At 60.6% G+C, this 13,955-nt stretch carries 11 protein-coding genes and 1 pseudogene; 6 read left to right on the top strand and 6 right to left on the bottom strand.

Features of this window, described 5'->3' with window-relative positions; genetic code table 11:
• Nucleotides 1–56: 56 nt before the first annotated feature.
• The 6 genes from PSH88_RS30235 to PSH88_RS30210 are packed head-to-tail and all read right to left on the bottom strand — an operon-like array spanning nucleotide 57 to nucleotide 5,795.
• Nucleotides 57–989 carry a phosphatidate cytidylyltransferase gene (locus PSH88_RS30235; protein ID WP_305424381.1) on the bottom strand — a complete coding sequence of 311 codons (933 nt, stop codon included), beginning with the start codon at nucleotides 987–989 and terminating at the stop codon, nucleotides 57–59.
• 1 nt (nucleotide 990) lies between these two features.
• Nucleotides 991–1,611, bottom strand: coding sequence for a lysophospholipid acyltransferase family protein (locus PSH88_RS30230; RefSeq protein WP_305424380.1), 621 nt, complete (start codon nucleotides 1,609–1,611; stop codon nucleotides 991–993).
• A gap of 11 nt (nucleotides 1,612–1,622) precedes the next feature.
• Nucleotides 1,623–2,078: a hypothetical protein gene (locus PSH88_RS30225; RefSeq protein ID WP_305424379.1), complete on the bottom strand. Its 456-nt coding sequence runs from the start codon at nucleotides 2,076–2,078 to the stop codon at nucleotides 1,623–1,625.
• A complete protein-coding gene (locus PSH88_RS30220; RefSeq protein WP_305424378.1) occupies nucleotides 2,068–3,378 on the bottom strand; it encodes a phosphatase PAP2/dual specificity phosphatase family protein in 1,311 nt (436 codons plus the stop codon). The genes PSH88_RS30225 and PSH88_RS30220 overlap by 11 nt, the downstream gene beginning before the upstream one ends.
• Nucleotides 3,375–5,132: a bifunctional alpha/beta hydrolase/class I SAM-dependent methyltransferase gene (locus PSH88_RS30215; RefSeq protein WP_305424377.1), complete on the bottom strand. Its 1,758-nt coding sequence runs from the start codon at nucleotides 5,130–5,132 to the stop codon at nucleotides 3,375–3,377. The genes PSH88_RS30220 and PSH88_RS30215 overlap by 4 nt, the downstream gene beginning before the upstream one ends.
• 39 nt (nucleotides 5,133–5,171) lie before the next feature.
• Entirely contained in the window at nucleotides 5,172–5,795 is a 624-nt protein-coding gene (locus PSH88_RS30210) for a CDP-alcohol phosphatidyltransferase family protein (protein WP_305424376.1), read from the bottom strand.
• 159 nt (nucleotides 5,796–5,954) lie between these two features.
• On the opposite strand from PSH88_RS30210, the gene PSH88_RS30205 reads away from it, so the two are divergent.
• The 6 genes and pseudogenes from PSH88_RS30205 to PSH88_RS30180 form a co-directional block, all read left to right on the top strand.
• Complete coding sequence (locus PSH88_RS30205; protein WP_305424375.1) at nucleotides 5,955–6,857, top strand: LysR family transcriptional regulator; 903 nt, start codon at nucleotides 5,955–5,957, stop codon at nucleotides 6,855–6,857.
• 127 nt (nucleotides 6,858–6,984) lie between these two features.
• On the top strand, nucleotides 6,985–7,611 hold the full coding sequence (locus PSH88_RS30200; protein WP_305424374.1) for a glutathione S-transferase family protein: 627 nt from the start codon (nucleotides 6,985–6,987) through the stop codon (nucleotides 7,609–7,611).
• Between the two features lie 63 nt (nucleotides 7,612–7,674).
• Nucleotides 7,675–9,705 carry a 2Fe-2S iron-sulfur cluster-binding protein gene (locus PSH88_RS30195; protein WP_305483439.1) on the top strand — a complete coding sequence of 677 codons (2,031 nt, stop codon included), beginning with the start codon at nucleotides 7,675–7,677 and terminating at the stop codon, nucleotides 9,703–9,705.
• A gap of 431 nt (nucleotides 9,706–10,136) precedes the next feature.
• Nucleotides 10,137–10,514, top strand: a complete 378-nt coding sequence (locus PSH88_RS30190; RefSeq protein ID WP_305424373.1) for a DUF6124 family protein — start codon at nucleotides 10,137–10,139, stop codon at nucleotides 10,512–10,514.
• Nucleotides 10,515–10,645: 131 nt separating this feature from the next.
• Nucleotides 10,646–11,839: a DUF3142 domain-containing protein gene (locus tag PSH88_RS30185; RefSeq protein ID WP_305424372.1), complete on the top strand. Its 1,194-nt coding sequence runs from the start codon at nucleotides 10,646–10,648 to the stop codon at nucleotides 11,837–11,839.
• Nucleotides 11,826–13,955, top strand: a pseudogene (locus PSH88_RS30180) (hypothetical protein); the annotation flags it as partial. The gene PSH88_RS30185 and the pseudogene PSH88_RS30180, both read left to right, overlap by 14 nt.

Genomic DNA, 13,955 nt, shown 5'->3' with positions numbered 1-13,955 from the left:
AATCAAAAGACCGCAGTTTTGGCTGCGGTCTTTTTTTTTGAGAAAGGTCAGCTATTTCAAGTCCACCAATACCGCACAAGATGAAAGAAGATTGGCGCCGCAAAACACACTGAATCCAGTCGATCCAGCATCCCGCCATGGCCTTCGATCATGTGCCCCCAATCCTTCACGCCGCGATCACGCTTGATTGCCGACATCACGATGCCGCCGGCAAAGCCCAGCAGGTTGATCAGCAGTGCAATCATGAACGACTGCCACGGGCTGAATGGTGTGGTCCACCACAAGGCTGCGCCAATCAGCGAGGACAGCAAAACGCCACCGACAAAGCCTTCAACGGTTTTCGACGGCGATAGAGTGGGCGCGATTTTGTGTTTGCCGAACAATTTGCCGCATACGTACTGCAGCACGTCCGACAGTTGCACCACGATCACCAGATACGCGATCAGCAGGAGGTTGCGGCCTTCATAACCGACGATGTCCAGGGTCAGCAGGGCGGGCACGAACGACACGCAGAACACTGCGATCATCAAGCCCCATTGCACTTTCGACGCCCGCTCGAGGAAGTGCGTGCTGTCGCCGCCGAGAGACGCAAGGATCGGCAGCAGCAAAAACACGTACACCGGAATGAAGATCGAGAATAGTCCGTACCAATCGGAATAGATCAGCAGATATTGCAGCGGCAATGCCAGGTAAAACGCTGCCACCAGCGCCGGGTAGTCGCTGCGTCGGGTGGGCATGAGGGTGAGGAATTCGCGTAGCGCATAGAACGATACCGCGTAAAACAGCAGGATCACCGCGCCGGTGCCCAGCCAAAAAGCGATGCCGATCACCACCACCATCACCCACCAAGCGTTGATGCGGGCGTTGAGGTTTTCGATGACTGCATTGGGCGTGCCCCGGGTGCGCAGTTTGAGGATCAGGCCAATCAGTGAGGCCAGCACCAGGATCATGCCGATCCCGCCGAATAGCATCAGGGTTTGTCTATCCATGTCAGGAATGCTCCGGGGCGAGGGCCAGCAGTGCGTCGCGGCTGCGTGAAAGGAACTGCTCTTTGCTCTCGCCTTCAGTCAGTTGCAGGGGCGCGCCGAAACTGGTGGTACACAGCAGCGGCAGTGGCAGTACTCGGCCCTTGGGCATGACCCGGTTGAGGTTGGCGATCCACACCGGAATCACCTGGGCCTGTGGGTAACTTTTTGCCAAGTGGTACAAGCCGCTTTTGAACGGCAGCAAACCCTCTTCCGGATTGCGCGTGCCTTCGGGAAAGATGATTAATGAATCACCCTTCTGCAGGGCGTCGAGCATGGGTTGCAACGGGTTATCCACAGGGTCCTTGCGCTCGCGGTCGATCAGCACGCCGTTGAACACCCGGCTGATGATGTACCGGCGTAAGGCACTCTTGTTCCAGTAGTCGCTGCCGGCCACCGGTCGCGTAAGTTTGCGCAGGGCGGAAGGGAGCGAGGCCCAGAGCAGCACGAAGTCGCCGTGGCTGCTGTGGTTGGCAAAATAAATGCGCTGCACGGGTTCCGGCGCGCAACCCATCCACAGGCTGCGGGCGCCAGTAACGGTTCGGGCCATGGAGGTGATGAGGAAGGCAACCACAGGTTCGAACATTAACGATTTCCTTATCCAGCGAAGGGCAGCCAAGGGCTGGCCAGAATGACAGCCAATGGTGGCAGCACTTGGGCGGCCAGCAGGACAGCCTGTTTGCGCAGCAGTTTAAGCCCCCCGCGCTGACGTTCGATCCAGGGCCGGCCGGCACGGGTGGCCGGTTGCAGGCCGAGGTTTTGCAGGGCCTGGTCGAGAGCTTGAGTGCGGTCTGACAAAGCGTCAGTGTCGCGGGCCATCAGAGTAAACAGGTCAGCGTCGAAGGCCACCCGCAGCGCCCAGTATTTTTGCCATAGCCCAAGGATGATCAGCCAGGCGCTGAGGATCAAGAACGGCGCAGTCGGGGTGATCAGCAGCAGTTGCAGCAGGCCGAACAATACACCCAGCAAGGTCAGTCCTGTGGATAACTGATCGAGGGTGCGGCCCCGGCGCAGCAGGCTGGCGACCACGTGCAGTTCCATATCACCCGGCATAGGCGTTCTCCAGGGCTAGGCGATGGGCCGAATGCAGCACCACTTGCGGACGTGCGGCCTGGATCATCGCCACGGCGGCATCGACAGTGGCCGCTCGACCGCTGTGCAGCAACCAGGCTGCGATAGCGGTGGCGCTGCGCGAATAGCCCAAAGCGCAGCAGACCAGTAGTGGACCTTGGTGGCGCAGGTGTTCAATAGCCTGGGCGGCGGCGAGACATTGCTCAGCGCTGGGCGCGGTCAGGTCGAGTATTGGAACGTTTTGATAGGCGCGGCCTCTCGGGTTGAGCGGCAGCTCGGCGCATAGATCAACCACAGCGTTGAACGGCGCCAACTGATCAGCGTCGGGAAGCCTGCCGAGCCAAACGTTATCCACAACTTCATTGGGCTGCGGATGCTTGCGGGTCCAAAGCCGTGAGTTGATCCACGCCGCTGCCACGTAAGGCGCAAATAACCAACGGGCGGCCGGGCTAAGGCGGCCGTCGGCGCGTTTCTGAAACCCGGCGGCGTCCAGCAGCATGTAGTTGATCGCCACCAACAGCAACGCCACGGCAGGCCAGATCAGCCACAGCCATCCGCCGCCCAGGCCAAAGGCTGGAATGGCGAATATCGCCGCACCGATGCCATAACGCAGGGCCAGGCGCCAGCGTTTCGGATCCTTGGCCAACCGCAGGCTACTCAAGGGGCTGGGCCGATCCAGCGGCCACAACCACACGCACAGCAAGCCGGCGAGGGCGCCTGTGGGTAAGTCGATAAAGTGATGTTGATAAGTGGTCAGCACCGAAATCCCGATCAATGCGAACCAACCGTGCACCAGCCAGCGCCATAGCCCTTGAGAGTGCCGTTGGTACATGACCCACAAAATCACCAGCAGGGCGATGTGCAGCGATGGCGCCTGATTGAACGGCTTGTCGAACCCGGCCAGCACTGCGAACAGCCAGCCGAACACCCCGTCCAGTTCAGGCCGTTCGAAGGTGAAGCGCAGCGGCCATAACAGGAAACAACTGATCGAGATCACTTGCGCACTCAGCAGGCGCAAGGCGTGGCGCTTGAGTTCATGGCGACTATCGGGCAGCAGCAGCGAAAAACCGTACAGCAGATCAATCGTCCAGTAGGGGACGATGGTCCAGGCCCAGAAGGGCATGGCGGTTTCCCAATCGAAAACGAAGGTGCCGACATCGCTGCGCTGGGCCGTGACCCACGTGGCAAAGCCGTAACTGGCAAAAAACAGCGGCGCCAGCACCAGCAACCAGAGCACGGCGGGTTTCAGCAGACCCGGCTCTCTCGGGGCAGCCCCCATCATTGCACCCGTTGCGCGAGGGACACGGTGAAGATCCCCCATTCATCCACTCGCTGGGTGATTTTGCGAAAACCCGCTGCTTCCACCAGTTGATCCATTTCTGCCTGGCTGCGCCGACGCATCACCCACGCCTGGCCTTGACGGTGACTGGTGAGGGCGCGGGCGATCAGTTCCAGCTGCGGGTGCCAGGGCTGACCGGTGTAGACCAGATAGCCACCGGGCTCCACGGCCTCGGCCAGGCCCGCCAGAGAGCCGCCGACCAGTGCATTGTCGGCAAACAGTTCATACAACCCGGACACCACCGCCAGTGTCGGCTTTGGGTTCAGTGCCGCCAGGTCGGCGCGGTCGAACGCGTCGCCTTTCACGAACTGCGCGATGTCTCCAAGGCCCTTATCGCGAATCAGCGCACCACCGTCACGGACATTGATGTCGCTGTAATCGCGCAACAGTATCGATTCCGGTAGCGGGCTGACACCTTGCAAGGCTTCGAGAATGTAGCGGCCGTGACCGGCGGCGATGTCGACGATGCGCACCGGTCGGCCTTCTTCGCGCAGTTTGGCCATGGTCAGGCGCAGCAACTCTTCGACGTTGAGTTTGCGCTGGCGAATACCGCGCCAGCCGATGGAGTTCAGGTAGTTCTGATCAATCATCCGCCCGAGCCCGCCCTTACCGGTGGGCTGGTTGCGGTACACATAGTCCAAGGTGCTGCCGGAATCGAAACCGGTGTCGAAGCCCAGCTTCACCCCGTCAGACAGCCGGCTGCCCAGGCGCATGCTGGCGCGGGTCATGCGCCAGTACAGGTCACGCAACGAGTTGTGCGGCAGCGGGGCGGCGAGGGATTCGGATTCGGCGCAGGTCAGGCCGATTTTGTCGGCATCGAGCAACGAGGCCCGGTCCAGCGGGTATTCAAAGTTTTGCAGGATAAAGCGTTTGGCGCTGGCGATGGCCACGGCGCGATCACGTTCCCCAAGCGTGTCGTGGAAGAAGCCCGGGAGGATGTGTTTTTCTTTTTTCAGGCTGCCCAGGCGTTCGAAAAACTGTTCCTGGGGTTTGCGGTGGACCACAAAATCCGAGCCGGAAATCAGCAATTGGGTCGGCACTTGAATCGCCTGCGCATCGGCCACCACACGGTCGGCGGCTTCATACAAGCCGAGCAGCACATTCACTGAAATCGCCTTGGTGATCAGCGGATCGCTGTCGTAGGAGGCGACGCGTTCCGGGTCGTGGCTGAGGAACTTGGCCTTGACGTAGCTGTTGACGAAAAAGTTGCCGCGAAACTTGCGCATCAGCGCCAGGCCCGGACGGGCGAAAGGTACGTAGAGCTTGACCTTGAAGGCGGGCGACGCAAGCACCAACGAGCGGATGCGCGGTGCATAGTCGTGGACCCAGGTCGAGGCAATCACCGCGCCGACGCTCTGGGCGATCACGGCCATGTTCTCTTCGTCGATCTGGTGGGTCGCGTTCAGGTGATCGCAAAAGGTCTGCACGTCACGCACGCTGGTGGCGAAACTCGGGCTGTCACCGCGAGCGCCCGGCGACTGACCATGGCCGCGCGCGTCCCAGGCAAAGAAGTCGAACGCTGGCAGGTCCAGCTCATCCACCAGGTGGGCGATACGCCCCGAGTGTTCATGGCCGCGATGAAACAGCAGCACAGCCTTGCGCGGTTCGCCAGGGTTACCCGCCGTGGCTGGCCAATGACGGTAGAACAGTTCAACGCCGTCGTGGGTAGTGAAGGTCTGACTCTGAGTTTCACGCATTGCACTTTCCTTATGCTTGGGGAGCCTTACGCTGAGGCCTTATGCCGAGGGAGCGTTTTCCTGCACTTCTTTCAGGCCCAGACGGACCCGGTTGACCAAGGTGTAAGCCAGCAGTACGGCGACCACCGCAAACACAATGTTAATCCACAACGCGTTGATCCAGCCGATGGCAATGCCGGTGGCCAAGACGCCCAGTACAAACGCGCGATCACTCTTGCCCATCGGGCCGTCGTAACGCCGCGAGGCGCCTATCATCGGCCCGAGGACGCCACTGTACTCGCTGAACAATGCCAGCAGCGTGACCAACAGCACAATCAACACACTCACGCCGGGAATCAGGGCAAAAGGCAGGATCAGCGCGCTGTCGGCCACGATATCGCACAGTTCATTCAGGTAGGCGCCGAGGCGCGACTGCTGGCCGAATTCCCGGGCCAGCATGCCGTCGATGGCGTTCAGCGCCATCCGCAGGATCATCCACACGGGAATCAGCAGAAATATCCACAGGTGATTGGCGAAACAGGCAATCCCGACGCCCGTCACGACCGAAATGACGCCGGCCAGCACGGTGATTTGATTGGCGGTGGTGCCGTTATCGAACAATCGCTGAACCAGCGGTCGCAACAGATTCTGAAAGGCGGGTTTAAGTTGGTAGATGGAGGGCATCTGGATACGGTCTCAGCAATTGAAAGCGTGAACGTTCAGGGTTATACGTCACAATAATCAGAATGCCAGTAAAACTGCACGGCTCATCCTCTTCCAGCGATATCCAGGTCCAATCGGGAACTGTCGGCCTCGCGTTTTTCAGTGCTCAGGAGTTAATCCATGGACCGCTTCCAGGAAATGCAGGTCTTCGCCGCAGTCGCTCAGGAGCAAGGCTTCTCGGCGGCGGCGCGGCGTTTGGGGATGTCGGCGGCCAGCGTCACCCGCGCGGTGGCGGCGCTGGAGAAACGCATCGGCACCCAGTTGCTGACGCGCACCACCCGCAGCGTGCATTTGAGCGAGGCGGGTCAGCGTTATCTGGAGGACTGTCGGAGAATTCTCGCCGAAGTGCAGGAAGCCGAGGATTCGGCAGCCGGAAGCCATGCCCAGCCCCGTGGGCAACTGACGATCACGGCACCAGTATTGTTCGGCGATTTGTTCGTCACGCCGCTCATGGTCGGTTATCTGACTCAGTTCCCTGAAGTCAGTATCAACGCTGTACTGGTCGATCGTGTGGTGAGCATGGTCGAGGAGGGCATCGATGTGGCTGTGCGCATCGGTGAGTTGCCTGACAGCAATCAACATGCAATTCGCGTGGGCGAGGTGCGGCGGGTGATCTGCGCTTCCCCTGGATTCCTGAGCGACCATGGCCGGCCTCGGCATCCTGCGGATTTGAGCCGTGCCCCGATCATCGCCACCTCGTCCATCGGGCAGCCCAGAAGCTGGCCGTTCCTTGAAGCGGGAGAGCCGATCAGTGTTCGTCCGGAGCCACGTCTGGTGGTCTCCGCCAATCAAGCGGCGATCACTGCCGCCGCCATGGGACTGGGGTTGACCCGAATCCTGTCGTATCAGGTGGCGAGCAAGGTCGCCTCGGGTGAGCTGGAAATCGTTCTGGCTGACTTCGAACTGCCGCCATTGCCCATTCATGTGGTCTACCAGGGTGGGCGCAAAGCCCCGGTGCGGGTTCGCAGTTTTGTGGACTTCGCGGTGAACGTACTGCGTGAACACCCGGCCCTGCAGGGTTAGTTATTGCACTGGCTGAAATAATGGATTGCGTTTGCTGGTTATTCTGTTGTTTTGGCTGGGGATGGAAGATAGCTCCCATCGGCGCCGATCCTTTCCTGGATAGCGCCACTACCCAGCGGAGTCGACCATGCAAGCCATCAAACTCTACAACTTTCCCCGTTCCGGCCATGCTCACCGTGTAGAGCTGATGCTGTCGTTGTTGCAACTGCCGACCGAGCTGATCTTCGTCGATCTGGCCAAGGGCGCACACAAGCAAGCGGACTTTCTTGCGCTCAACCCGTTCGGCCAGATTCCGGTGATTGATGATCAAGGCATGGTGCTGGCCGACTCCAACGCGATCCTGGTTTACCTTGCGCGCAAATACGGCAACGGTCGCTGGCTGCCAACCGATCCGGTCGGTGCAGCCAAGGTTCAGCGCTGGTTGTCGGTCGCCGCCGGGCCGATTGCCTTTGGCCCTGGCAGGGCAAGGCTAATCACTGTGTTTGGTGCGCCTTACAACGCTGAAGAGGTGATCGCTTTTTCCCACACCTGGCTCAAAGTGATCGATCAGGAATTGGGCGCAACGTCCTATCTGGCCGGCAGCGAGCCGACCATTGCCGATATCGCCGCGTACAGCTACATCGCCCACGCACCGGAAGGCAATGTGTCGCTGGATGACTACGCCAACATCCGCGCCTGGCTGGCGCGCATTGAAGCCTTGCCAGGGTTTGTCGGCATGCCGCGCACCGTCGCCGGTTTGCAAAAAACTGCCTGATGCTCACGGCCCGATTCGGTCGAGCCATTCTTATTGCGCAATGAGCGCAGGGGAGAAGCCGTTATGGAACGTTCACCTTGGCACGCAGGCGAGAAACAATTGCAGGCTCATGTAGGTGTCGTCGAACGAATGGACGCATTGGGTCGTAGGGTGATTCGCGGCGAGATGCCGGACCAGCACCGTACGTTCTATCAGCAACTGCCGTTCATGCTGTACGGCGCGGTGGATGCTGACGGCAACCCTTGGGCCAGTATTCTTGAAGGGGCGCCGGGCTTTGCGAAATCCCCCGAGCCCGCGCTGTTGCAGCTCGGTAGCCTGCCCGGCCGCGACGACCCTGCACAACTGCAAGACGGGGCGGCGATCGGTCTGCTCGGTATCGAACTGCACACCCGACGTCGCAACCGCCTCAATGGTCGAGTCGGCGCTGTAACGGCAAGCGGCTTCGAGGTGACGGTGGAGCAATCCTTCGGCAATTGCCCGCAATACATTCAATTGCGCCAGTTTCGCTCGGTGCCATTGGCGGATCCGGAGACCCGTATCGCGCAGCATCTCAATGGGCTGGATGACGCGGCCAAAGCCATGATTACCAGCGCCGATACCTTCTTTGTCGCCAGCTATGTGGACGTCGATGGCCAACGCTCGGTGGACGTTTCTCATCGGGGCGGCCAGGCCGGTTTCGTCCAGATAGAAGGCAATCGCCTGACCATCCCGGACTTCGCCGGCAACCTGTTCTTCAATACCTTGGGCAACCTGCTGATCAACCCTCGGGCCGGTTTGCTGTTCATCGATTTCGATTCGGGCGACCTGCTGCACCTCAGCGGTCGCACGCAAGTCATCCTCGAAGGCCCGCAGATCGAAGCCTTTCAAGGGGCCGAGCGGCTGTGGACTTTCGAGGTTGAGCGCGTGGTGCGTCGGCCTGCGGCGCTGGCCTTGCGTTGGCGCTTTGACGGTGTGTCGCCCACCAGTTTGCTGACCGGCACCTGGGCGCAGGCGAACGCACGCCTGCAAGCCCAGGCGCTGGGGGATCACTGGCGGCCGCTGCGAGTGATGCGCATCGAGCAGGAGAGCCACAACATCCGTTCGATCTATCTGGAGCCTGCCGATGGCGCCGGGTTGCCAGTGTTTCAAGCCGGGCAACATTTGCCCTTGCGGTTCAACATCGCCGGCGATGTGCACATCCGCACGTACAGCCTGTCGAGCGCGCCATCCGATGACTTTTTCCGCATCAGCGTGAAGCGTGAAGGCCTGGTGTCCTCGCACCTGCATGAGCAAATTCGTGTCGGCGATGTGCTTGAAGCCCGCTCGCCTCAAGGGCATTTCACCGTGGTGCCGAATGAGCGTCGGCCGCTGGTGTTATTGGCCGCCGGCGTGGGGATCACGCCGCTGCTGTCGATGCTGCGTGAGGTGGTTTATCAAGGCCTGCGTACGCGGCGCATCCGTCCTGTGTGGTTCTTCCAGAGCTCGCGGACCTTGGCCGATCAACCGTTTCGTCCTGAGCTGGATCGCTTGCTCGACGGCCTCGGTGATGGGGTGCGTGTGCTGCGTTTGCTCAGTCAGCCGGAGTCCGATGCCCGTGAGGGTGAAGATTACGACCTGACAGGGCGCATCGACGCCGACTTGCTCAAGACCATTCTTGAGGTGGAGGACTACGACCAGGTGGATTTTGTCCTGTGCGGTCCGGGAGGTTTTACCCAAGGGCTTTACGACAGCCTGAGGGATCTGGATGTCCCTGATTCAAGGATTCATGCCGAAACCTTTGGCCCGTCCACACTGCGTCGCAAGCCGGACCCGGGCGCGGTGGTCATCGAGCAATTACCGGCCGCCACCGTTTCGGTGCCCGTCGTGTTCCAGCGCTCGGCGAAAGAGGCGCGTTGGCAGCCGGACGGCGGCAGTTTGCTGGAGTTGGCGGAAAGCCGTGGCCTGCGCCCGGAATTCAGTTGCCGCGGGGGTTCCTGCGGGACCTGCAAAACCCGGTTGATCAGCGGAGAGGTGAATTATCCACAGCCTCCGGCGGAGGTTCCCGATGCGGGAGAGGTGCTGATTTGTTGTGCGGTGCCGGCGCAGGGTTCGCAGCCGTTGGTGCTGGATCTGTAACTGAACCAGACAACACAGAAAATCCCCTGTGGCTTACTCGCGAAAGCGGTGTCTCAGACAACTTCCACGTTGAATGTTAAACAGCCTTCGCGAGCAAGCCCGCTCCCACATTCGATCTCGGCTGGCCTGAAAATATTTGCGAACATCCTACAAATTTGGCTGTTCTGAAGGACAAATCCGACAAGTTCTAGCGGTTTTCGTATCAGAAGTCCGAGGGATAGGCTTTGGGAGTCACTGCAAATTCAGTGATCGGGTTTGGTCGCTCAGGTTTAGAATGGCGCACTTTTGTGCTTGCTTCATGGCGAGCTGTGCGTGGGAGGGCTTAGGCCCTGCCGGGTTCCATTCCCTGGTCGACCAACCCGCGTACGGTTCGCCACCCTTCTGCTTGGTCGCAGTGTTGGCGAACTCCAGTTCTCGAATGGAGTTTCACCATGTTCAAAGCCACACCGAATCCCCCGGAAACCGACGACGTTTCCCCCTACGAATCCCCCAATTCAAAAAAGCTCAACGAAGCCGCCGAGCGCGCGCTCGATCACTACCTCAACCCCTCGGCCCTCAAAGCACCGGTCGCCCGCAAGCCGAGCACGATGTTTATGGTTGCGCCGGATATCAAAGACGAAGACCTGTTGGCCCACACCTGTGAGTCGTTGGCCCAGGCCAGTGTGATGGCGAGTGACTTTGCGGGGTATCTGGAAGGGCCGCACCGGCATACGGCGATGGCGATTCAACAGATCGTCATGCTGGCGGAACTGGCGGTGAACCGGATGCTGGATAACGTCGCCATACCAAAACCTGCGCCACACAGCTGATTTGATGTGGGAGCGGTAATGGCGAAAAATCAGGTGATCATTGCCCGCAAGCCAATGGCTGAGTAGGGTAGCGAGCAGAGCGACAAAGGGCCTTGAGAGGCCCTTTTTGCATTTCAGGGATAAGGTTTTTCATGGTTTATTTCACGCGCTTGATCGTTTTGCTGGCGGCGGTGTTGCTCAACGGTTGCAAGCAACCGGACGCGACGCCGCTCGATCAGCAACTCTATGTCTGGCAACGGCAATGGACGCAGGCCCATGACGCCGCGCTGCGCGACAGCCGTGCCGATTTTTCGACCTTACGAGTACTGGCCTTGCAGGCGTTTCCGCAGGCCGGCTGGAGCCGGGCGCGGATCGATCCGGCGCTGCTCAAGCGTGATGGCCGGCCGCTGATTGCAGTGATTCGTCTGGATGGCCAGCTCAAGGGACTGGATCAGGGCGAGGTCACGGCGCACATCCAGCAGGTGCTCAGCGATTGGCAAGGGCAGGGGCTGATCCTCTCCGGCGTGGAAATCGACCACGATGCGGGCAACGCCCGGCTACCGGCCTACCGCGAATTTCTCACGCATTTACGCGCTGTTCTGCCAACCTCCTTGCCACTGAGCATCACCGCGTTGCCGGCCTGGCTCGACAGCCCAGAATTGCCGGCGCTGCTGGCGACGGTCGACAGCAGCGTATTGCAGGTGCACGCGGTGAGCGATCCACGGCGTGGGCTGTTCGATCCGAATCAGGCACGGCAATGGGCCAAGGCCTGGAGCCGTATCACGTCGAAACCGTTTTATCTGGCGCTGCCGGCTTATGGCGTGGCGTTGTTGCCAGGGGCCAGTGGCGCGCCGGTGGTGGAAAGTGAAGTGCCCATCGAGCGAGGCGGCAAGCGCCGGGAGCTAATGGCGGATCCGCTGCAACTGAGCAAACTCGGCGCCGAGTTACGCGCCGATCCGCCGGCTCATCTGGCCGGGCTGATCTGGTTTCGCCTGCCGCTGGCCAATGATCGCAGGGCCTGGAGCCTGACGACGCTAATCGCGGTGGCGCGTGGCGATACGCTCGACAGCCGCGTGGGGCTGAAGCTCTCGGCGCAGGACGGCCTCTATGACATCAGCGTCAGCAACCAAGGCAACCTCGATAGCGCCTGGCCCGAACGCCTGACACTGGCGGTGCAGGGCTGCGATGGCGCCGATGCATTGGCCGGTTATGCATTGCAACAACGCCCGGATCTGCTTACCTTCACCCGCCTGCGCGAGGGGCGAATCCCGGCCGGCGGGCAGCGCGCCATCGGTTGGGCACGCTGCGCAACTATTGATCAAGGAGGTTCGAATGTTCACCCGTAACTGGCCCCGCCATGTGCTTTGCCTGAGCCTCAGCCTGCCGTTGGGTTCGGCGCTGGCCTGCGGGCCGGACTTTCCCATGCGCCTGCTGGACAACCGTGGCCAGTCGCTGGCTGAGCTGCCGGAAGGCAACTTCAATTTTGAGATCAGTCGCCTCGGGCATGCTATCGCGGGCCTGAAGAACGTCACGGCGGCCACCCATAATCCGGATGACGGCTACGGCGATGCGCCCGATTACTCCGATCAGCGTAACACTGCCGAACAGGCCGGGTTGACGCCTGAACAGCAAGCACTAGTGCAACAGCTGCGTAGCCTGACCGATGCCCAACAGGTTGAAGAGCAAGGCGCGAGCCTGCCGGCCGAGCACTCGCTCTATCTGGCGGGTGCTGTGGCGTTCAACGCCGGTGATCATGGCCTGGCCGCCGAATACTTTCAGAAAGTGCTGGCGCTGCCGGCGGATCAACGGGCGTTTCGCAGCACCTGGGCGGCGTACTCGTTGGGCCGGGCACTGTTTGCCATGAGTTCAGAGGCAGATGCCGGCCCGGACCTGCTGGCTCAATCGCGCAAAGCCTTCGAAAAGACTCGTCAGCTGAGTATCGACGGCTTCAGCGACCCGTTGGAATTGGGTGTTGCCAGCCTCGGCGAAGAAGCGCGAGTGGCCCGCACCGCCGGCGACTGGGACAACGCCATCGAACTCTACGCCACGCAAAACCTCCATGGTTCGGCGGTGGGGTACAGCTCGCTGAAGTGGCTGATGACCGATCTGGCGGCGATGCCTGACGATCAATTGGCCCGATTGCTCAAGGGCAAACGGGTACAGCAATTGGTGACGGCCTCCTTGATCAGCCGACAGGGCTGGTCATTCGGTGATCAACCGCCCAGCGAACAGAAACTGATCAAACTGCTGCAAACCAGCACCCGTGGCAGCCTGGATAATGCTGATCGCCTGGCGGCAGTGAATTATCAACAGGGCGATTACGCCAGCGCCAAAGCTTTCCTCGAACAGGCCGGAGACGGCGGCCTCGCGTGGTGGCTGCGGGCGAAACTGGCGTTGCGTGATGGCGACAAAAACGCTGCCGCGGCGGCCTATGCCAAGGCCGCCCAAGCGTTCCCGCAGAATGAATCCTGGGGCGATCGCCGGACCCCGGATTGGGATTATGAAACGCTCCAGCCCAAGTGCCGGGTCGACGGCGAAAGCGCGATCCTGGCCCTGCAACGCGGCGATTATCTGCAAGCCTTTGATCAGCTCTATCGCAGCCAAAGCATTTACTGGTACGACGCGGCCACCGTGGCCGAGCGGGTGCTGACCCTCGATGAACTCAAGCAGTACGTCGACACTCAGGTGCCGGCACCGCCGCCGCTCAGCCAACAGGATCGCGACAATTATGTGCCGTTGTCGGTAGCCGCGAACCTGCGCAATTTGCTCGGGCGGCGTCTGCTGCGTGAAGGGCGCTATGACGAAGCCCCGGCTTACTTCGACAACGTTGAACTGCAGAACAAGGCCAAGGCGTATGGTCAGTATCGTCAGGATGCGGACGCTGCCTGGTGGCCGACCAAACGTGCCGCGGCGTTGTTCAATGCCGCATCGACGGCACGCCAATGGGGCATGGAGCTTCTCGGCTATGAAATGGCGCCGGATTACGCCACGTTCGGCGGTAATTACAGCCTTGAGAGCCGTGAGCTAAAGGTCGGCCCGTTAGTGGCTGAAGATGAAGTCCTGCGTCAGCAAGCCAACGCCGCTCAACCCGATCAGCGCTATCACTATCGTTATGTCGCAACGGATTTGGCCAGTCGTGCTGCCGATAATCTGCCTCATACCAGCCAGGCTTTTGCGGCAGTGTTGTGTGCGGCGGCGGGGTGGAACACCAGCGTTGAAGAAGAACGTGCGTTCTATCAACGGTATGTGAAAGAAGGGCCATACGTGGATTGGGCGGAGAACTTCGGTCACCAATGCCCTTATCCCGACTTTGAAAACGCCAGCAAGCGTTATGTCACCCAGGCTACTGATGCTACGCGTTCGACGCTGCGGCCTTACAAGAAACCGGTGCAAGTAGGCGCTATTGTGGCGATCACGGCGGCGGCTTTACTGCTGATCAGTCGCCGCCGTCGTAGAGCGCGA

Origin of the sequence: Pseudomonas wuhanensis, assembly GCF_030687395.1 — a bacterium.
Lineage (GTDB): Bacteria > Pseudomonadota > Gammaproteobacteria > Pseudomonadales > Pseudomonadaceae > Aquipseudomonas > Aquipseudomonas wuhanensis.
This window is presented reverse-complemented; position numbering and strand designations above follow the sequence as displayed.

Excerpts from the sequence above, each read along its gene's own strand:
- PSH88_RS30190 (WP_305424373.1), top strand. The coding sequence starts at position 10,137 with ATGTTCAAAGCCACACCGAATCCCCCGGAAACCGACGACGTTTCCCCC.
- PSH88_RS30205 (WP_305424375.1), top strand. The coding sequence starts at position 5,955 with ATGGACCGCTTCCAGGAAATGCAGGTCTTCGCCGCAGTCGCTCAGGAG.
- PSH88_RS30230 (WP_305424380.1), bottom strand. The coding sequence starts at position 1,611 with ATGTTCGAACCTGTGGTTGCCTTCCTCATCACCTCCATGGCCCGAACC.
- PSH88_RS30200 (WP_305424374.1), top strand. The coding sequence starts at position 6,985 with ATGCAAGCCATCAAACTCTACAACTTTCCCCGTTCCGGCCATGCTCAC.
- PSH88_RS30215 (WP_305424377.1), bottom strand. The coding sequence starts at position 5,132 with ATGCGTGAAACTCAGAGTCAGACCTTCACTACCCACGACGGCGTTGAA.
- PSH88_RS30195 (WP_305483439.1), top strand. The coding sequence starts at position 7,675 with ATGGAACGTTCACCTTGGCACGCAGGCGAGAAACAATTGCAGGCTCAT.
- PSH88_RS30235 (WP_305424381.1), bottom strand. The coding sequence starts at position 989 with ATGGATAGACAAACCCTGATGCTATTCGGCGGGATCGGCATGATCCTG.
- PSH88_RS30185 (WP_305424372.1), top strand. The coding sequence starts at position 10,646 with ATGGTTTATTTCACGCGCTTGATCGTTTTGCTGGCGGCGGTGTTGCTC.
- PSH88_RS30225 (WP_305424379.1), bottom strand. The coding sequence starts at position 2,078 with ATGCCGGGTGATATGGAACTGCACGTGGTCGCCAGCCTGCTGCGCCGG.
- PSH88_RS30210 (WP_305424376.1), bottom strand. The coding sequence starts at position 5,795 with ATGCCCTCCATCTACCAACTTAAACCCGCCTTTCAGAATCTGTTGCGA.
- PSH88_RS30220 (WP_305424378.1), bottom strand. The coding sequence starts at position 3,378 with ATGATGGGGGCTGCCCCGAGAGAGCCGGGTCTGCTGAAACCCGCCGTG.